This is a genomic window from Dermabacter hominis NBRC 106157, from assembly GCF_001570785.1.
GTDB lineage: Bacteria > Actinomycetota > Actinomycetes > Actinomycetales > Dermabacteraceae > Dermabacter > Dermabacter hominis.
On sequence record NZ_BCSI01000001.1, the window covers coordinates 1 to 18485 of the forward strand.

Genomic DNA, 18485 nt, shown 5'->3' on the forward strand with positions numbered 1-18485 from the left:
ATCAGCTGCGGCCTTAGCCTGGTCAGCGGCAGCCTGAGCCTCTTCCGCGGTGGGCTGGCCCGTGGTCGTGCCACCTTCGGTAGCGCATGCGTTCGTAGCGGCGAGGGCGGAAGTGCCAACAACGCCGGAGGTGCCGAGGACGGCGCCGACGGCGAGGGCTGCAGCACCACGGCGCCACATGGGGGTAACTGAGGAATCCGCGCGGTGGCTGTTCCGCTTGCGGAAAGCATCGAAGACCATGAGTTCTCCAACTTTCGTCGTTTGGGGAGTAAACAGATTCGCCACACAACACCGTTGCGGACGTCCAAAGATGACGCTAGCCGGTTTTGAAACGTTTGTGAAGTGCGTAATTTTCCGCAGGTGAGGGACTGCCCTTCCGGGCGAGTTGGTCAGCGTGGCTGGTTCGCGTGACGCCGTGATGCTCGGAGGGCTGTTCGGGATGCGATGGTAGCTGCCTCCACCAGAAACGGCGCTATAGCAAATGTTACGACATTGTTACGGGTTAGCGGGCGGCGGCGTAGGGCTCGGCCATGACGCTGTCATGCAAAGGTGCAGATCGCAGTGTTGTAGAACGCCCATCATTAGTGTAACGAGAGGTCGGCAAAAATGGTGTGCGGGCTATTGAGTGCGAGAATAGAAAAGCCGAAAACTCATAAAAGAAAGATGGGCATTTACTGTATGTTAACCATTCTAAAAGTTACTTTGGCGTACAGTTGGACTAGCCGGCGCACCGCGGCATTGCCGCCGGCCAGCTTTGGTAACAAAATCGTTACTGTGACGATGCGCGAAAACGGGACCTTGGTCTGGTCCCGTCAGTCGAGCCACGCCTCGGCGAGCAGTCGCTGGCTTTCATACCTATCGGCGGGGTTATGGAAGTAGTTGGAGACGATGAACTCGTCGGCATGTGTCTCGTCAGCGATGCGCGTGAGGGTGCTCGCAACGGTGCTCGGGGAGCCCACCGCTCGCACCGCGAGAGCCCCATTCACGCGCTCGAGCACGGGTGCCGGCAGCAGCGCCGAAATCTCGGCGGGTGGCTGAATAAGCTGGCGCTTACCTCTCCCAAGCGCCGCAAAAGCCTGTTGGAGCGTCGAGAACTGTCGCTCGGCTTCCTGGTCGGTGGCCGCAACGTACACGTTCACACCCACCATCACCCGCGGCTGCGTCACTTGCGCCGTGGGCGCCTCGGCGTTGAATTCGCGGCGATACAGCGCGATTGCCTCTTTGTACTGGAACGGGGCGAAGTGACTCGCGACTGCGAACGGCAATCCGAGCCGTGCCGCGAGGCCAGCGCCGGCAAGCGAACTGCCAAGCACCCACATTGGTACATTCGTCCCCTGCGCAACGTAAGCTCCGATCCGGTAGCGCGAAAGTGTGTCATCGCTCGCCCACGCCTGCATGTCAGCAACAGCCCGCGCAAAATCCTCTGGTTCGGCGCTCGTGCGGCCAAGGAGCTGCGCCGTGAGCGGGTCGGTGCCCGGTGCGCGGCCGAGGCCCAGGTCGATGCGATCTCCGTGGAATTGGGTGAGGGTGCCAAACTGCTCGATGACCTGAAGGGGCGCGTGGTTCGGCAGCATAATCCCGCCGGAGCCCACCCGAATCCGTGACGTGCGGGACGCCGCGCGGTCAATGAGGAGTGACGTCGCGTTCGAGGCGAGATTCAGGGTGTTGTGGTGCTCGGCGAACCAATACCGTTTATACCCCTGCTCGTCGGCGAGCTCGACTGCCCTCATCGACGCTTCGATCGCTTCCGCAAAGGACTGCCCCTCGCTCACGCCCACAAGGTCAAGAATTGCCAGGTCGGGACGCTTAGACATAAGAAATCTCCTCATACGTGCGCACGATGGGTGCGCGGATCCGTCGGACACTCACAAAACGTCACGCACACGCGTCTCTATTCCGCGCGCACCCTGCCGCCGGTGTCTGTGAAAAAATATGGCCATGACGATCACCGCAGCAGCAGACGGCTCCGCACTCGGCAATCCGGGCCCCACCGGCTGGGCCTGGTACGTGAGCGAAGACTGCTGGAGCGCCGGCGGAAGCGCCCACGGCACGAACAATATTGGCGAGCTCACCGCCGTGCGTGAGCTGCTCAGCCAGAGCCGCGAGGCCGGCCTCGCGGGCGAAGACCTCGTGGTGCTGTGTGACTCGCAGTACGTCATCAACTCCGTCACGACATGGATGCCCGGGTGGAAGAAGAAGGGCTGGAAGAAAAAAGACGGTAAGCCCGTGCTGAACGTCGAGCTGATGCAGGCGATCGACCGCGAGATGCAGGGGCGCAGCGTCCGTTTTGAATGGGTCAAGGGTCACGCGGGCAACGAGATGAACGAGGCCGCCGACGAGCGCGCCCGATCCGCCGCGACCGCCTACCAAAAGGGTACGGCGCCGAACGAGGGGCCTGGCTTCACGGGCGCCACTAGCGGGGCAGGTGCGGGGCAGGGGGCTGCCCGGCCCGGTGCAGGGGAGGAGGTTCCGACGCCTGCCAGCCTCGAGCGTTCCCTGTGGCTCGACAGTGCCTCACCGCGTGCGAGCCTCGGCGAGGATCCCCATCTCATCGATACACGCGCGCGCACAATGAACGCCGAGGAGTGGGCGAAGGGCGTCGAGGCGCTGCGCGGCCGCGGCGTGAGCGTGAGCGGCGATGTCACCGCGCGTGAGATAGGCCCCCACCTCCACCTCGTTGACACCGTCCTCGAGGCCGCCGGTAGGAAGTTCCGCATCGTGACGGTGCGGGGCGGGAACGAGCTGCGCATCCTCCATCAGCAGTGGAGCGCACTCAGCTGAGCGTCGCTCCCGGCAGCTCCACGCGGAACGTCGCCCCGCCACCATCGGTCTGATGAATCGAGATCGTGCCGTTGTGATGCTGCATGATCGTCGCCGCGATCGAGAGGCCAAGGCCCGCGCCGCCGCCCTGCGTCTGCTGGCGTTGGCGCGACTCGTCGGTGCGGAAGAACCGTTCAAAAACCCTTTCGCGAATATCGGCGGGGATACCCTCTCCGTGATCGCGCACCTCAATAATGGCCTTCCCCTGGCGGTCCGTGCCGAGCGCCACCTCGACCGGTGACCCCTTCGGCGTGTGCCTGTTCGCGTTACCCACGAGGTTCACGATGACCTGTCGAAGCGCGGCCTCGTCGCCGAGCACTCCGAGCGGCGGCACCTCCTCGGGCGCGAGCACAGCCCCCGCGAGATCCACGATCGCAACTTCGCGCGTGGGATCAAGGGCCCGCAAGTCCTGCACGACATCCTTCACGATCCCCGACGCGTCGAGCGGCACGAGGTCGAAGGAGCGCTGCTCGTCGAGCCGCGCGAGCCTCAAGAGTGATTCGACGAGGGAGCCCATTCGTTTGGCTTCGTCCTCGATGCGCCGCATCGCTTGTGCAACATCCTCTTCGTGCGGCATCGCCCCCATGCGATACAGCTCGCCGTTGCCGCGAATCGCGGCGAGTGGCGTGCGAAGTTCGTGTGAGGCATCCGCGACGAAACGGCGCATGCGCGACTGGCTCGCGAGCGCCTCAGCCTGCGACTCGGCCTGCGCCTGAAAACCCTTCTCGAGACGGATCAGCATCTCATTGAGGGCGACGCTCAGTGAATGCACCTCTTGCGAGGAGTAACTCACGGGAATGCGGGTGCCGAGCGTGCCGGCCGCGACGTTCTTCGCGGCTTTCTCGACATCGCGCAACGGCTCGAGCGCATAGTGGAGCACGTACCCGCCGAGCCCCACTCCAACGAGCACAACCATCGTGCCCACGAGCACGATGATGAGCGCCATCTCGTTCATCGTCTTGTCGACGCTGCGAAGTGGAAGCGCCACGAAAACCGAGGGGCCATCCGGATCATTCGACGCTACCGCGCGCACGCGCCACGACTCGCGGTCGCCCGCGACAAGGGTGAAGGGCTTGCCCTGCAAGGAAATAACTTCCTCGCGGGTGAGCGGAGGAAACTCGAGAGACAGGTCGCCGTCGGAATCCTGCACCACGCGCTGCAGGACCTCACCCGACTGATCCTGCCACTCAACTACGTAGTCCACGGGCGTGTACTGCGCATTCGGCGAGCCCATCGTGATGAGCGAAATGTTGCGCCGAGGATTCGCGATGACGCTCGGGCTCACCGCTGCCGAGAGGTCAGCATCCACTCCTTCGATGAGTGTGCGCTTGAGCAGAAACAGCGAAAGCGCGCCCGTCACGATCGTTCCCGAAACGAGAACGAGCGCGATGAGCGCGACAATTCGAGTCCACAGAGAGACTGGGCGCTGGGCCCGCGAAGCGCGGGCCTTCGGAGCTTGAGCCAATGTCAGCGCGGATCGGCCGGACGCAGCACGTAGCCGATGCCCCTCTTCGTGTGGATCATGGGCTCACCAACGACGTCAATCTTGCGGCGCAGATACGAAATGTAGCTCTCGACGATGCCTACCTCGCCAGACCAGTCGTAATCCCACACGTGATCGAGGATCTGCGTTTTCGACACCACGCGGCCCGCATTGAGCATGAGGTAGCGCAGCAGCTTGAATTCGGTCGGGGAGAGGTCGATCGGCGAATCGGCACGCGTAACCTCGTGGGAGTCCTCGTCGAGGCGAAGGTCGCCCACGACGAGCGCGCTTTCGCTCGGCTCGGCCACACCGACGTGGGTGCGGCGCAGCACCGCGCGAATGCGAGCCACGACCTCCTCGAGGCTGAATGGCTTCGTCACGTAGTCATCGCCGCCAACCGTGAGGCCGGCGACCTTGTCCTTCGTTTCGTCACGTGCTGTGAGGAAGAGGATCGGGTAGTGGTGGCCCTTGTCGCGCAGGCGGCGCGTCACCGTGAAACCGTCGATGTCCGGAAGCATGACGTCCAGAACGATTAGATCGGGTTCGTTCTCGGTCGCCAGCTTGATGGCTTCGGCACCGTTGGAGGCCGCAAATACCTCGAAGCCCGCGAAGCGAAGGCTCGTGGCAAGAAGGTCGCGAATGTTCGGTTCATCGTCGACTACGAGAAGGCGTGCCTCGTAGTCCTGCTCCTGCTCCGTGTTCATGGGTCAATGGTGTAACCCGAAGGTGAATTTTTGCTGAATATTCCCTGTGACTTTGGAGCGGGTGTGGCGAACCGCTACTTCTGGTTGCGGCGGAGCTTGTGAAGCTCCCAGCGCATCTGAATCATCCGCACCGAACCCGCGAGCGCCATGATGAGCGCCCCCGCGATGGCCGCGAGCAACATCGCCACGCCGAGCGGAAGGTTGAAGTGCCACGTGAAGTACTCGAACTCGGTTGAGACGTTGTTCTGAATCACGAAGACCAGGAGGAGGATCAGCAAAATCGCGCCGACGATGAGCGCGGCCCACACGACAGCCATGCGCGACTTCGGGGCGGGCTGGGTCCCGTGCGGCTCGGCCTGCTGTTCTTGGGTGGCGGTTGACATCGGCTGTTGGTGCGCCTGCTGGGTGGGGCGAGGGGCCGGTTCAGCCTTTGCGCTGCGGGTGCCCGCAGCGGTGCGAGGTTCTGACGCCTGCCCGGCTCCATCGAGGCTGGAAGTCTTGGGTGCTGCCTGCGACGAGGGTGCAGCGCCCGCGTTATTCACGCCCGCGCCAGCGGGGTTCGCGCGCGTGACGCCCTCGGCCGTGCTATCGCGAAAAGAGTCGGAGAAACCGTCGTATTCCTTGGAGTTCATACGTGAAGCCTACCCGCCTCGAGCAAATATTCGGTGACAGGCAACTGACGGAAGGGCGCCGGATCGTGGGCGTGCAAGCGTCGGACTCTTCCCGGGCCGAAAATGGGGCAACGCCTAGACGCTCCCGCCTCTGAGCTCTCGCGCGTCAAGGATCGTGTAACCGTAGCCCTGCTCCGCGAGGAACCTTTGCCGGTTCTGTGCAAAGTCCTGATCCTGCGTATCGCGCGTCACGACCGTGTAGAAATGCGCCGCGCGCCCATCGCGCTTCGGCCGCACGATCCGGCCGAGCCGCTGCGCCTCCTCTTGACGCGAGCCGAAAGCACCGCTCACCTGGATGAGCACGCTCGCCTCTGGAAGATCGAGCGAGAAGTTCGCGACCTTTGAGACGACGAGAAGGTCGATCTCGCCTTCGCGGAACTGCGTAAAAAGTGATTCGCGCTCCTTGAGAGGAGTGTCGCCCGTGACGACTGGAGTCGCGAGGCGTTCGGCAAGCTCGTCGAGCTGATCGAGATACTGACCGATCACGAGCGTGCCCTCACCTCGGTGTCGCGCAACGAGCTGCTCGACGACGGGGACTTTCTCGGGGCTCGTTGCCGCGAGTCTCTGCCGATCCCTCGGCTCCGCCGAGGCGTACACCTTGCGCTCGGAGCTCGACATCGTGACGCGCACCTCCGTCATCTCTGCCGGGGCGATCCAGCCCTGCGCCTCGATGAGCTTCCACGGCGCGTCGTAACGCTTGGGGCCGATGAGCGAGAAGACCTCGCCCTCGCGGCCGTCCTCGCGCACGAGGGTCGCCGTGAGGCCGAGCCGTCGCCGGGCCTGGAGGTCGGCGGTCATACGAAACACGGGGGCCGGAAGGAGATGAACCTCGTCGTAAATGATGAGGCCCCAGTCGCGGGCGCTCACGAGTTCGAGATGGGGATGAATACCGCGGCGCTTTGACGTGAGCACCTGGTACGTCGCGATCGTGACCGGTCGGATCTCCTTCTTCGCGCCGCTGTACTCGCCGATTTCGCCCTCCGTGAGCGACGTGCGCTCGAGGAGCTCGCGGCGCCACTGCCGGGCGGAAACCGTGTTCGTCACGAGCACGAGGCACGTGCGCTCGAGCGCCGCCATCGCGCCCGCCCCCACGGTCGTCTTGCCCGACCCGCACGGGAGCACGACCACGCCGCTGCCGCCCTTCGTGAAGTGCTCAACCGCCTCGCGCTGATACGGGCGAAGCTGCCATGTGCTCGGGGAATTCGTGAGCGCAATCGGATGGCTCTCGCCGTCCACAAAACCCGCGAGATCCTCGACGGGCCAGCCCAGTTTGAGGAGCTGCTGCTTGAGCGCGCCGCGCTCACTGGGGTGAGCGATCACCGTCGTGTCATCGATGCGTTCGCCCACGAGCGGCGCGATGCGTTTTGAGCGCAGAACTTCCGTCAGGATCGCCTGATCCTTCGCGAGGAGCACAAGGCCGTGCGCGGGGGAGTTGTGGAGGCTCAGAACGCCGTAGCGATCCATCGTGTCGGCGACGTCCACGAGCAGCGCGTTGGGAACGGCAAAACGCGAATGCGTGAGGAGGGCATCGACGACCCATTCCGCATCGAAACCCGCAGCCTTCGCATTCCACAGCCCCAGGTTCGTGAGCCGGTAGGTGTGGATATGCTCGGGCGACTTCTCGAGCTCCGCGAACGGCGCAATCGCGGCGCGCGCCTGCTCGGCCGAAGGGTGAGCGACCTCGAGGAGGATCGATTTATCCGACTGAACGATGAGAGCGCCCGAGCCTGGGCCTCCTGCGCTAGACAACGGGTGCCGGGCGTGTGCCCTCGATACGCGCCACCATCGACATGTAAAAGAGCGCCGTAAACGGCAGTGCCACGGGGAGTAGGAGCAGCCCGATGCCCGTGATCGCGAGCGCGAACATCACCGCGAAGGACACGATCGCGGCGAGGATCACGTGTGCGGGCTTCGCAAGCGCTTTATTCGCTGCATCCTTGAATGCAGTGATGGCCCCCGCGTCGCGCCCCGCGGAAAGATACGGCGCGAGCGAGAAGAAAAACATGCAGGCCAGCGGGCCTATGAGGGGAATGATGATCGCGACGGTTGAGAGGACCCCGTAGAGAATGTAGGTGAGGAACGTCCTCCAGTGGAACATTCCGCTGCCGACCGTAGGCTGCTCGCCCCTCGCGGTGAGGCCGGCTGCTCTGTACGACCCGCTCATCCACGCGGCCAGCGGGAGTTGAATCAGGAACATGACGATGAAGACGACGATCACGAAAACGAACACCGCGACAGCCGCCGCGCTATCGTTATTGCCAGTTTTAGCGCTATTGGCGAGTGCGATGATCGACGCGAAATAGCCCACAAAGAAAATGGCCAGCAAGCCCGCGTACACGACTGCCCAGATGATGCCTGGAACAACGAGCGCGACAAAGTTCTTGGAGAGCGCCTGCCACGCCCACGAGAACGATTTCGAGATGTCGTTGCCGACGTCGGTACCGGGTGCGGGGCCATCGTACGCGCCGCCCGGGGCATATCCCACATTCGGCTGCTGCCCCTGAGGTGAGTACTGGGGTTGTTGGTACTGCTGCTGGTTCGTTGATGGGTTACTGAACGTCCCAGGAGATGGGGTGTACGGATCCGTCATGCTCTTGTTCCTCTGGTCGGCTTATGGCACCCCGATGCTAAGACCGGGACCGTCGGCCCCCATTATTGCGTATCGGGGCTGTACACAGCACAGGCTTTTAGACTGTTCGTGAACGAGCGCCACCTTGCGCCACAGTCCCATAACACCGAAGGAGCCGCACGAGCATGGCCAACTTTGATCCCGCCCCCCATTCTGTCGCCGACATCGGCGTGACCGGCATGGCGGTCATGGGCTCGAACCTCGCCCGTAACCTTGCCCGCAACGGATTCAAAGTGGCGATTCACAACCGTTCCGTGGAAAAGACCGAGCGTGTGATTGCTGAGCACGGTCAGGACGGCGAGTTCGTGCCCGCGGAAACCATGGACGAATTCGTCGCCTCGCTTCAGAGGCCCCGCGTCGCGATCATCATGGTCAAGGCTGGCAAAGCTACCGATGCCGTGATCGAAGAACTCGCGACCCGCATGGACGAGGGCGACATCATCGTGGACTGCGGCAACGCGCTGTTCACCGACACTGTACGCCGCGAGCAGGAGCTTCGTGCGCGCGGCCTCCACTTCGTCGGCTCGGGTGTCTCCGGCGGTGAAGAGGGCGCCCTCAACGGCCCCTCGATCATGCCCGGCGGGTCGAAGGCAAGCTACGACCGCCTCGGCCCCATGTTCGAAAAGATCTCCGCCCATGTGGACGGAGTCCCGTGCTGCACCCACGTTGGTGAGAACGGCGCCGGCCACTTCGTGAAGATGGTCCACAACGGCATCGAATACGCCGACATGCAGGTCATCGCCGAAGCTTACGACCTCATGAGCAAGGCGCTCGGCATGAATGCCCCCGAGATCGGCAAGGTTTTCGAGAAGTGGAACGAGGGCAACCTCAACTCCTTCCTCATCGAGATCACTGCGGCCGTCCTCACCCACACCGACAACGTGACCGGCAAGCCGTTCGTCGACATCATTCTCGACCAGGCCGGCCAGAAGGGCACCGGCGCATGGACGTCGAAGACGGCCCTCGACCTCGGCATCCCCGTCACCGGCATTGCCGAAGCGACCTTCGCGCGCTCGACCTCGGGCGGCACGGAGCAGCGGGAGGCCGGACGTGCCGTCCTCAAGGGCGAGACGCAGACGATCAGGATCGACGACGCCGAGCAGTTCATCAGCGACCTCCAGCAGGCGCTGTATGCCGCGAAACTCGTGAGCTACTCCCAGGGCTTCGACGAGATCAAGGCCGGCGCCAAGGAGTACGAATGGGACATCAAGCTCGGTGACATGGCGCGCATCTGGCGCGGCGGCTGCATCATTCGCGCGGGCTTCCTCAACCGCATCACCGAGGCCTACGAGCGTAACCCCGAGCTTCCGCTGCTCCTTGCCGATGAGTACTTCACCGCCGAAATTACGAAGTGCATCCCCGCGTGGCGTCGCATCGTCGCGTTTGCGGCAGCCGTCGGAATTCCGGCGCCCGTTTTTTCCTCGACCCTTGCGTACTACGACGCGGTGCGGGCCGAGCGTCTCCCCGCGGCCCTCGTGCAGGCGCAGCGCGACTATTTCGGCGCGCACACCTACCGGCGCGTGGATGCGGAGGGCTCGTACCACGTGGAGTGGACGGGTGACCGCACGGAGACCCGTCAGGACTGACTCTTTCCCCTGAATTGCATAGGGGTTGCGGGGGTTTCGTTGCGGCGAATAACCCCCACAACCCCTATGCAATTCACGAAGTAGGGGAGGGTTAGGGCAGGAGCACCCGGTGGATCAGCACCGTGAACTCCTTGCCCGATTCCCCATCGCGCGCACGCAGCCTCCCGCCCTCGAGCGCGAGCGGCTCGACCCGCAGCACGCGCGTGCCGCCGCGGCCGTCAACAATGCCGATCTGCACCTCGCGCTCCTCGGCAATCGCCGCGAGTAAACGCTGAGGAACGCTCACCTCCTCCAGGCGCCCCGAATCGGCAGCGCGAATGCGCGCGACCGCCTCGGAAGGGTCGACATCGAGGACCTGCTCGCGACCGTCGGCCTCCAGCTCAAGCCCCACGGGCCCACCGCGCACCGAACCGAGTGTGCGCTCATCCACCGCCGCGCCACGACCGCCCGCGGCAAGAGGAGCGAGGCCAGCGGCGCGCGCCGCCCCCATCACGAAACCGGGATCCCCACTCGAGATCACGACGGTCGGGGCGAGCCGCTTGAGGCCGAGCCGGAGCGCCTCGCTCGAATCTATGAGTCGATCCAGGTGTTCCTCCTCGCCCGTGATGAACGAGGTCGCGGGGCCGACGGTGACCTGGCCACGCTTGCGTGCCTCATCCCGCACGAGGTAGGCGAGCACGTCCGGAACCCCCGTGAGCGAAAGTGCCGCGAGCTCTTCCATGAGGGCATCGGCGGAGCCGCCGGCGCTCAGTGCCCGCGCGATCGACTCGCTGGTCACGCGCGCCACAACCCCGGCGCCGCGCGACGTGACCTCGGCCCATTCGAGTACCGCCGCAACCCGCGCAGAGGGCAGGCCGGTCACGGTCACGGTGAGATCCGCGTCAAGCAAGATATGGTCGACGGGTTCGGGAAGCTTCTCGTCGAGCGCAGCTTCGAGAACGTCGAGTCCCGCCACTTCCTCGAGCGAGAGCGATTCGAGGGCCGCGGGAGCGAGCACGCTTGGAACACCGTCCACGATGAGCCCGAATGCCTCGGCCTCGCGCGTGAACGCATACGCCTCCTCGATCAGGGCTGCGCGCTGCACCGTGGGGAACGCCCACGCAAGCGACTCCGCGAGACTCGCCGCGCTCGCTTTCCGCTCGGGGTAGTCCGCGAGGTGGCGCAGCATGTGGCGCCGGCGCACTTTCACGCCTTTTCTTCCGACGCTTGCCGAGAGCGCAGCGCGCGGAGTTTCGCCGGCGCGAGGCTCCCCTTGGGTGAGGCCGTCGAGGCTGACTTCTCCGAAGCGCGTTCCGGCGAGTGCGCCGAGGTAGTTGGAGCGCACGTACGCCGAGCAGAGGTCGGCCCAGCGGCGTGCGGGGGAAGCGTCGGAAAACTCCCCGTACTCGCGCGTGACCTGCCACGTTTCGCCGTCGTTGCCGATGAGCCCGCCGACCCATGCGGCGTGGATGACGCTCGTCCACGTCTCGTGGCTCGTGCCTGCGGCAGCGGCGAGACGGCGCGCGTCGCGTAGGGGAATACCGCCGCGTTTGAGGACCGACGGTGGATCCGCGTGCCACGTGCTGATCGTGTGCGCGATGCGGCTCGCCTCGAGTGCCGCCTCGATGGCCTGGGCGTCGCGGGCGCTCACGAAGCGCTCGGGTGCGGCTTCGGGACCCGGGGTGGGGGCGTGGGCGAAAGTGCGATGGACGATGCCGTCGCGAAGGGCGAGATGGACGGTGCGTGGGATGAGCAGGCGAGGGCCGTCGGCTCCATTGACGTTCGTGATGAGGCGTGCCGATGAGAGCTGCTTCGCGAGTGACGAGGTCGGCGAGCCCGTGAGACGCGCCGGGGCGAAGGCGAGCGAGCGGGCGACTTCGCGAAGTGAATCAGGGAGATCCTCGACGATCGTGCGGGCTTCATCCGGCGACGGGTCGCTCGAGAGGCGAGGGGCGAGGCCAGCAGGGTGGGGGAGGGCCTCGGCGAGGGCGCGCACGGGAACAAGCGAGCGCCCGCTCTCATCCGTAAACACGAGGCCGAGCGTCGCGAGCCGGTACACGTGCGGCGCGATCTGCTCGGTCGACGTGCTGACGGCACGCGCGAGCTGTTCCGGGCTCACGGGCCCCGCGTAGGCGGCAAAGACCTCGGCGAGTTGTAGCTCGGGCAGAACGAGACTGCCCAGTGCCCTGTGGACGCTGCCGGGCTGTGTGGCGCGCGCGGCGAGCGGGGCGATGCCAAGCGGGATGGGAGAGGTGAGATCGCGGCGCGCGTTTAACAGCTCGATGAGTCGTGCGTCATCGAACTCTCTCAAGGCGTCGGCAAGAGTGCGGGCCATGCCTTCAGCCTATCCCCTAGGATGGAGGGGCCCTTCGGGCAATGCCCCCATAGCCCAACGGCAGAGGCAGAAGACTTAAAATCTTTTCAGTGTGGGTTCGAGTCCCACTGGGGGTGCGACGTATCCAGGTCCCGTCTTTCGCGCACGCCGCCGTGATATGACGGTTATATGAGGCCACCAGAGTCGATGGCCCGTGCATGGAGCGAAGGCGAAAGGGACGCGAAAAGACATGATGAGCGAAAAGATCGACGAACTTCTACCTCGGATTGAAGCGGCGCTTGCGCGCGGCGGGCGGTCGATGGATGACCTCCTGATTCTGCTCGCGACCAAGACGCGCACCGCTCAAGAGATTCGCGAGGCCGTGGAGCTCTTCGAGAAGCGAGGCGTCAAGGTGGACGTGGGCGAGAACCGCCAGCAGGAGTTCGCCAAGCATGCCGAGCTCGAGGATCTGCACGAGGCCGGCGTCATGCGCCACTACATCGGCACGATCCAGTCCAATAAGGCACGCGACATTTCGCGCTTTGCGGATCTCGTCCACTCGATCGATCGCGAAAGTGCGCTGACGAGCATTGAGAAGCGCGCGGCGAACGACGGGAAAGTACAGCGAGTCCTCATCCAGGTGAACACCTCGGGCGAGGAATCGAAGGGTGGCTACGAGCCGGATCTCGGTCTTCTCAGGGAGATCGCCGAGCGCTGCGCCGAAAGTGACTCGCTCGCCCTCGAGGGCCTCATGACAATCGGCACGAACACGGACGACGAGGTGGAGATTCGTCGCTCGCTTCGCCAGTTGAGGGAGCTTCGCGACGGTCTCGGCATCGAGGCTGTCAAGGAGCTGTCGATGGGCATGAGCAACGATCTTGAGATCGCGATCGAGGAAGGCGCCACTATTGTTCGCGTCGGCTCGGCAGTGTTCGGCCCGAGGGACTATTCTCACTAGTGCATCCGGGCCCGAGGGCGCGCAGCGGATCGGCCCACCCGTCATCTCCCGCGAAGGACTCTCGTGCGCCCCACTTCCTACGACACCCTGACGCCATTTCAGCGTGCATTCGCCCTGTTTGCGATCGCGATCGGCGGGTTCGGCATCGGCTCGAGCGAGTTTGTGTCGATGGGCATCCTGCCTGACATCGCTCATTCGCTGCTTCCCGAGCAAATGGCGGTGAATCCCGAGCATGCCATCGCACAGGCCGGATGGGCGGTGAGCGCGTACGCCTTCGGCGTTGTCGTGGGTGCCCCCACGGTGTCGCTCCTCGGCGTGAAGATCGCGCGGCCAAAACTCATCATGCTGCTCGCGCTCGGGCTGCTTGTGGGTTCGGTGCTGTCGGCGTCGATGCCCGTCTTCGGCCTGCTCATTCCGGCGCGGTTCCTTGCGGGCCTTCCGCACGGCGCCTTCTTTGGTGTAGCGGCGCTTCTCGCTGCCGACGTCATGGGACCGGGTAACCAGGGCAAGGGCATCGCGCTTGCCCTGATGGGGCTCACGGTTGCCAACCTGCTTGGGGTCCCGCTGCTCACGGCCTTCGGCCAGCAGCTCGGGTGGCGAACCGCGTACTGGAGTGTGGCGGGCGTATTTGCCCTGTCGATCCTCTTGCTGTTCCTCGCGATCCCGCCGCAGGAGGCTCCAAAGGGGCGCAGCGTCAAAGACGAACTCGGGGCGTTTAAGCAGCCGCGCATGTGGATGGTCATCGTGATCGAATGCGTGGGATTCACGAGCTTCTTCGCGATGTACGGATACATCGCCGACGTCACGGTGAGCGTTGCCGGCATCGACAAGCTGCTCATCCCCGTGATCCTCGCGCTCGCGGGCGCCGGTATGACGCTCGGCAATTGGATCGCGGGGCACCTCACGGACTGGTCCTACCGCGCGAGCCTGTTCATCGTGTTCCCGATTTTTATTCTGATGTTCATACTGCTCATAGCGCTGCGAGAAAACCCGGTGGGCTTCGGCGCGGGTGTGTTCCTCGTGAGTGCGACGAGCTCGATCACGAGCCCGCTCATGCAAGCGTGGCTCATGACGAACGCCGGCAAATCCGTCACCCTCGCGGCCGCCTCACACCACGGCGCATTCAATGTTGCGAACTCCCTTGGCGTCATGTTCGGTGGATTCATTCTGAGCGCCGGCTTCGGGTTTTCCGCAGTGCTCTACCTCGCGGGCGGCCTCGCCCTGTTCGGCATGGTCGTGACGTTCGCGGGTCTGTGGATCGATCGCGATGGCGTGCATGACATCAACGCCCTCAACGATGAGAGCGAAGATACGACGTTCGGCGTGAGCATTCTGCGGACGCAAACGGGAGAGATGGTCGCGATTGCGGCAGGTGCGGCGGGTGAGAGCGTCGCGCTCGAGGCCGACGATGCCTATCTCGAATCGCATCACCGCGAGGAATAGCGCGTCCCTGAAAGTCGTTGGAATAACCGTAACTAGACTGTGGGCACGTAGCGATGCCCTCGAGAAAAGGACACCCTGTGGCGCGAAACAACGCAATCTTGAACAATAGCCCCGCTTTCCGTAATTCCGGCGGCTATGCTCCCGCTCCGGAGTACAACCAGGCCCCGGCCACCCAGCAGCAGTGGGGTCAGCCCCAGCAGCAGTGGGGTCAGCCCCAGCAGCAGTGGGGTCAGCCCCAGCAGCAGGCGCCGGGCTACCAGGCTCCCCAACCCCAGCAGGCGGGCTACAGCCCGGCCGATCTTGAAGCCATGTATAACCGCCCGGCCGCAACCGGCTTTGACACGGGCCGCATGACATGGCGCAACACCATGAACGCGATTACCGCGACCTTCGGCGTGATCATTGCCGTCGCGTTCGTGATCATGATGCTCCCGACCGTCACAGCGCTCGTGATGGGAACGGAAGAAGGCCGCCAGATCGGCTTCGCTTTCGCGTCGATCGCCGCGATCGTTGGCGCGATCGGAAGCTTCGTGACCGTCCTCGTGAACGCGTTCAAGAAGACGCCGAGCATGTGGGTCACCCTCGCCTACGCCGTGTTTGAGGGCCTGCTTCTCGGTGGCATCAGCCTGTTCTTCGAGACGGTCTACCCGGGCATCGTGCTCCAGGCCGTGATCGGCACTCTCGCCGTCGCCGGCTCGATCACCGTTCTTTTCCGCATGGGGAAGCTGCGTACAAGCCCGAAGCTCACGAAGATGTTCCTCATCGCCTTCGGTGCCTACTTCGTGTTCACGCTCGTGAACCTCGTGCTCGTCCTCCTCGGCGTGACGAACCTCCGCACGGGCATGCTCGGCGTCGTGATCGGCTTGGTGGCCGTGGCGCTCGCGAGCTACAGCCTCGTGATGGATCTCGAGGTGATCCGCAACGGTGTCGATAGCGGCGCCCCCAAGGCCTATGCCTGGACGGCGGCCCTTGGCCTCGCCGTGACCGTGGTGTGGATGTACACGGAGATCCTCCGCATCCTCGCGATCTTGCGCGACAGCTAACCGCACATAGCAAGAAACGGCCCGGGCCCCGCGAGGGGCTCGGGCCGAACTCATTCTTGGGGAGTCGAGGATCCGACGCCTACTCGGTGACCTTGAGGGTCGCGATAGCTTCCTCGAGTCCCTTCACGTGTTCGGGGTGGTCGGCGGCAACGTCGGAGACGAGGGCACTTGGTCCCTTAGGGGTCTCGACGACGATCGCGGTGACGATCGAGGCGTTTGTGGTGCGCAGCCGTATCCCCTTCGACTTCGGGTCGAAACCGTAGGTTGCCTGGACGATCCACGCGGGCCTTCCGTCGACGGTCGTCGATTTGCTCGTGTAGTTCGTGATCTTCGGGTTGTCGCCGAACTGCTCGACAACGTTGAAGTGCGTGGCGTAGCACTGGAACATGGCGATGGCCATCTGCTCGGTGCCGGGGTAGGGGCCCTCGACATCTTCTTGCCACTCGATGCGGCCCACGGTGACGACGCTGTACCAAAACGACTCGACCTGCTTCGAATAGGCGCCCGTGTCGTAGAGGTACGGCACGTTTTCGTTCTGGTACCACTCCGAGTCCCAGTTCTCGGGGATCGTGTATTCGAGCCCTCCGCCCTTGACGGTGTTCCCGCTCTGGGTGCGAGACACCGTTGGCTTTGTGGACATGAGGCACTGCGTTGTGGGGGCCTGCGTGAAGATCTCGGGTGGCGGCTCGTTCGGGGCGGCCGGCGTGGGCTGCTCTTCTTTGTTGTTGGGGTCGCCCTGGGTGTTGACGCCGACGGTCGAGCCTTCTTTGGCGATGGGTTCTTTCTCGATGCTTCGCATCGCGACTTGCGAGACGAAAAGGCCCAGGGCGGCAATGAGCGCGATACCACCGATGACGATGCCGATGACGACTTTGCGTGAGCTGTTGTCCTCATTGCTGTCATGGAGCTGGGCGTTGAGGGCTCCGCTCGGATCATTTCCCCACCCGGAAGCGCCGCTTGCCCCGGAGCCGTCGGACCTCCCACTGCCCGTACCAGCCGAGCCCGCAGAGAAATCGGGCAGGCCAGACTCGTGCGGGCTCTCCTGGCCCGGGTCGCTCTGATCGGGTGTGCTCACGCGCGTCCCTTTCCCTTTCGCCAACGTCTCAGTTGTCGCCCTTATTCTCACACTCCTTGACTGCGGCGGCTTTCAGAAGGTGTCGACCCAGGTAGCGATAGGGTTATACGACGTGACTCGGGGTGTCCCGGGGCTCGATTGCGGGTCCCGAGGGCTGAGATCAAACCCGTCGAACCTGCTCTGGAAACCTACCTGCGAAGGGATGTCACTCGTGACACAGTCATACACCGCCGGCATCGACAAAGCCGTGAACGCCATGCGCGAGGCCACACCGCTCGTGCATTGCTTGACGAATACAGTCGTTCAAAACGTCACCGCGAACGTGTTGCTCGCCGCGGGCCAGGCTCCCGCGATGGTCGATCACCCGGGTGAGGCTGCCACGTTCGCTCAGATTGCGAGCGGCGTGCTGATTAACACGGGCACGGTCGCGCCGCACCAGGTTGAGTCGATGCCGCTCGCGGCAGAGGCAGCTGTGAAGGCGGGCGTGCCGTGGGTCCTCGATCCCGTGGCGATCGGTGCGCTCGAGGTCCGAACGTCGCTCGCGCACCGTCTGCTTGAGCTCGCGCCGACGGCGATCCGCGGCAATGCGTCGGAGATTTCCGCGCTCGCGGGCCTCGGCGCGGGTGGTCGTGGCGTGGATGCGACCGATTCGGTGGACGACGCCTTGCCTGCCGCCGCGTCCCTCGCGGAGCGTACAGGCGCGGTCGTTGCCGTCTCCGGCAAGCGCGATCTGATCGTGTGGGACCGCGATGGCGAGATCCGCGCGCTCTGGCTCGAATCGGGCCACGACCTCATGCCGCGCGTGATCGGTACGGGCTGCGCGCTCGGCGCGACGATGGCCGGCTACGTGAGCATCGCGCCCGCGCTCGAGTCTCTTTTTTCCGACGCCACCTTCGCCCCCGTCGATGCGAAGGCCCTCGCGGTGCTCACGGCCCACGCGCACTTCGGTGCCGCTGGCCAGCTCGCTGGTGAGCGCGCCGAGCATCCCGGTTCGTTCGCGGTTGCGTGGATCGATGCGCTCGATGAACTGAGCGGCGCCGACATTGCCGCACGCGTGCGCGTGACCGAGGCGTCGGCATGAACACCTCCGCTTCGCGCGAGCGCGCGGCGAAAGCCGATTGGGCGCTCTACTTCGTGACCGATTCCGCGATGGCGGGAGGTGCCGATAAGGTTCCCGCCCAGGTTGCCGAGGCAATCGAGGGCGGCGCCCACGTAATCCAGGTGCGAGATAAGGACCTTGATGACGACGCCTTTGTCGAGCTTGCGCGCCAGGTGCGCGACGTGGCCCGCGAGGTGGGGGAGCAGCACGGCCGGGAGATTACGGTCATCGTCAATGACCGAGTGGAGGCCGCTCGCGAGCTGGGCCTCGACGTCCACGTGGGTCAGGGCGACATGCCGGCATCCCAGGTGCGTGAACTCCTCGGCGCCGAGGCGATCATCGGCGTGAGCGTGTCGAATGCCGAACAGCTCGAGGGTGTGATCGCCGAGGGCTCCGCCGACGTCGTTGGCATCGGCCCGATCTGGAACACCGCGACGAAGACGGACACGGACCCCGCCGTGGGTCTTGAGCAGCTCGCCTCTCTCACTACGCGTGCACACGAGGCCGGTATCGTGGCGGTGGCGATCGGAGGTATTTCGATTCGCAACGCGAGCGAGGTTGCAGCCACGGGCTGTGACGGTATCTGCGTGGTTTCGGCGATCGCCGGATCCGAGGACCCCGCGACCTCCGCGACGTTTTTGCGCCGGGAGTTCGTGATGAACCAGCCGCTCTAAATTCTTC

At 64.5% G+C, this 18485-nt stretch carries 16 protein-coding genes and 1 tRNA gene; 8 read left to right on the forward strand and 9 right to left on the reverse strand.

What is annotated here, in order from left to right; all coding sequences use genetic code 11:
- On the reverse strand, nucleotides 1-285 hold a 285-nt coding region (locus tag DEHOM01_RS00005), incomplete at its 3' end, for a hypothetical protein (protein ID WP_156468258.1).
- A gap of 527 nt (nucleotides 286-812) precedes the next feature.
- On the reverse strand, nucleotides 813-1814 hold the full coding sequence (locus DEHOM01_RS00010; protein WP_061210956.1) for an LLM class flavin-dependent oxidoreductase: 1002 nt from the start codon (nucleotides 1812-1814) through the stop codon (nucleotides 813-815).
- A gap of 124 nt (nucleotides 1815-1938) precedes the next feature.
- Here DEHOM01_RS00010 and DEHOM01_RS00015 point away from each other — a divergent pair, with 124 nt between their 5' ends.
- Entirely contained in the window at nucleotides 1939-2781 is an 843-nt protein-coding gene (locus tag DEHOM01_RS00015; RefSeq protein WP_061210957.1) for an RNase H family protein, read from the forward strand.
- Here DEHOM01_RS00015 and DEHOM01_RS00020 read toward each other — a convergent pair.
- The 5 genes from DEHOM01_RS00020 to DEHOM01_RS00040 all read right to left on the reverse strand — a co-directional run bounded on the left by DEHOM01_RS00020 (nucleotide 2774) and on the right by DEHOM01_RS00040 (nucleotide 8268).
- Nucleotides 2774-4285, reverse strand: a complete 1512-nt coding sequence (locus tag DEHOM01_RS00020) for a HAMP domain-containing sensor histidine kinase (protein WP_245630624.1) — start codon at nucleotides 4283-4285, stop codon at nucleotides 2774-2776. The two genes, DEHOM01_RS00015 and DEHOM01_RS00020, sit on opposite strands and share 8 nt — an antisense overlap.
- Before the next feature lie 2 nt (nucleotides 4286-4287).
- The gene (locus tag DEHOM01_RS00025) at nucleotides 4288-5007 is read right to left on the reverse strand and encodes a response regulator transcription factor (RefSeq protein ID WP_016663830.1); all 720 of its coding nucleotides are present in this window, start codon (nucleotides 5005-5007) and stop codon (nucleotides 4288-4290) included.
- A gap of 74 nt (nucleotides 5008-5081) precedes the next feature.
- On the reverse strand, nucleotides 5082-5639 hold the full coding sequence (locus DEHOM01_RS10160) for a LapA family protein (RefSeq protein ID WP_061210958.1): 558 nt from the start codon (nucleotides 5637-5639) through the stop codon (nucleotides 5082-5084).
- 114 nt (nucleotides 5640-5753) lie between these two features.
- Nucleotides 5754-7427, reverse strand: a complete 1674-nt coding sequence (locus tag DEHOM01_RS00035) for a DNA repair helicase XPB (RefSeq protein ID WP_061210959.1) — start codon at nucleotides 7425-7427, stop codon at nucleotides 5754-5756.
- Nucleotides 7420-8268 (reverse strand): hypothetical protein, encoded by an 849-nt coding sequence (locus tag DEHOM01_RS00040; protein WP_156468259.1) that lies wholly within the window; start codon nucleotides 8266-8268, stop codon nucleotides 7420-7422. The genes DEHOM01_RS00035 and DEHOM01_RS00040 overlap by 8 nt, the downstream gene beginning before the upstream one ends.
- 164 nt (nucleotides 8269-8432) lie before the next feature.
- On the opposite strand from DEHOM01_RS00040, the gene gnd reads away from it, so the two are divergent.
- On the forward strand, nucleotides 8433-9893 hold the full coding sequence (gene gnd, locus DEHOM01_RS00045; protein WP_034371871.1) for an NADP-dependent phosphogluconate dehydrogenase: 1461 nt from the start codon (nucleotides 8433-8435) through the stop codon (nucleotides 9891-9893).
- A gap of 91 nt (nucleotides 9894-9984) precedes the next feature.
- On the opposite strand, the gene DEHOM01_RS00050 is transcribed toward gnd, so the two are convergent.
- A complete protein-coding gene (locus DEHOM01_RS00050; protein WP_061210961.1) occupies nucleotides 9985-12207 on the reverse strand; it encodes a helicase-associated domain-containing protein in 2223 nt (740 codons plus the stop codon).
- A gap of 43 nt (nucleotides 12208-12250) precedes the next feature.
- Here DEHOM01_RS00050 and DEHOM01_RS00055 point away from each other — a divergent pair.
- The 4 genes from DEHOM01_RS00055 to DEHOM01_RS00070 all read left to right on the forward strand — a co-directional run bounded on the left by DEHOM01_RS00055 (nucleotide 12251) and on the right by DEHOM01_RS00070 (nucleotide 15630).
- Nucleotides 12251-12323 (forward strand) — tRNA-Leu (locus tag DEHOM01_RS00055).
- 113 nt (nucleotides 12324-12436) lie between these two features.
- Nucleotides 12437-13144 carry a YggS family pyridoxal phosphate-dependent enzyme gene (locus DEHOM01_RS00060; RefSeq protein ID WP_061210962.1) on the forward strand — a complete coding sequence of 236 codons (708 nt, stop codon included), beginning with the start codon at nucleotides 12437-12439 and terminating at the stop codon, nucleotides 13142-13144.
- Between the two features lie 63 nt (nucleotides 13145-13207).
- Nucleotides 13208-14587, forward strand: coding sequence for an MFS transporter (locus DEHOM01_RS00065; protein ID WP_061210963.1), 1380 nt, complete (start codon nucleotides 13208-13210; stop codon nucleotides 14585-14587).
- A 77-nt stretch (nucleotides 14588-14664) separates the two neighbouring features.
- Nucleotides 14665-15630, forward strand: coding sequence for a Bax inhibitor-1/YccA family protein (locus DEHOM01_RS00070; RefSeq protein WP_174519420.1), 966 nt, complete (start codon nucleotides 14665-14667; stop codon nucleotides 15628-15630).
- A gap of 79 nt (nucleotides 15631-15709) precedes the next feature.
- Here the strand turns inward: DEHOM01_RS00070 and DEHOM01_RS00075 are convergent, their stop codons facing one another.
- Nucleotides 15710-16705, reverse strand: a complete 996-nt coding sequence (locus tag DEHOM01_RS00075; protein ID WP_156468260.1) for a hypothetical protein — start codon at nucleotides 16703-16705, stop codon at nucleotides 15710-15712.
- Nucleotides 16706-16907: 202 nt separating this feature from the next.
- Here DEHOM01_RS00075 and thiM point away from each other — a divergent pair, with 202 nt between their 5' ends.
- Nucleotides 16908-17786, forward strand: a complete 879-nt coding sequence (gene thiM, locus DEHOM01_RS00080) for a hydroxyethylthiazole kinase (protein ID WP_167346622.1) — start codon at nucleotides 16908-16910, stop codon at nucleotides 17784-17786.
- On the forward strand, nucleotides 17783-18478 hold the full coding sequence (thiE, locus tag DEHOM01_RS00085; protein ID WP_061210965.1) for a thiamine phosphate synthase: 696 nt from the start codon (nucleotides 17783-17785) through the stop codon (nucleotides 18476-18478). The genes thiM and thiE overlap by 4 nt, the downstream gene beginning before the upstream one ends.
- The last annotated feature ends 7 nt before the right edge of the window (nucleotides 18479-18485 follow it).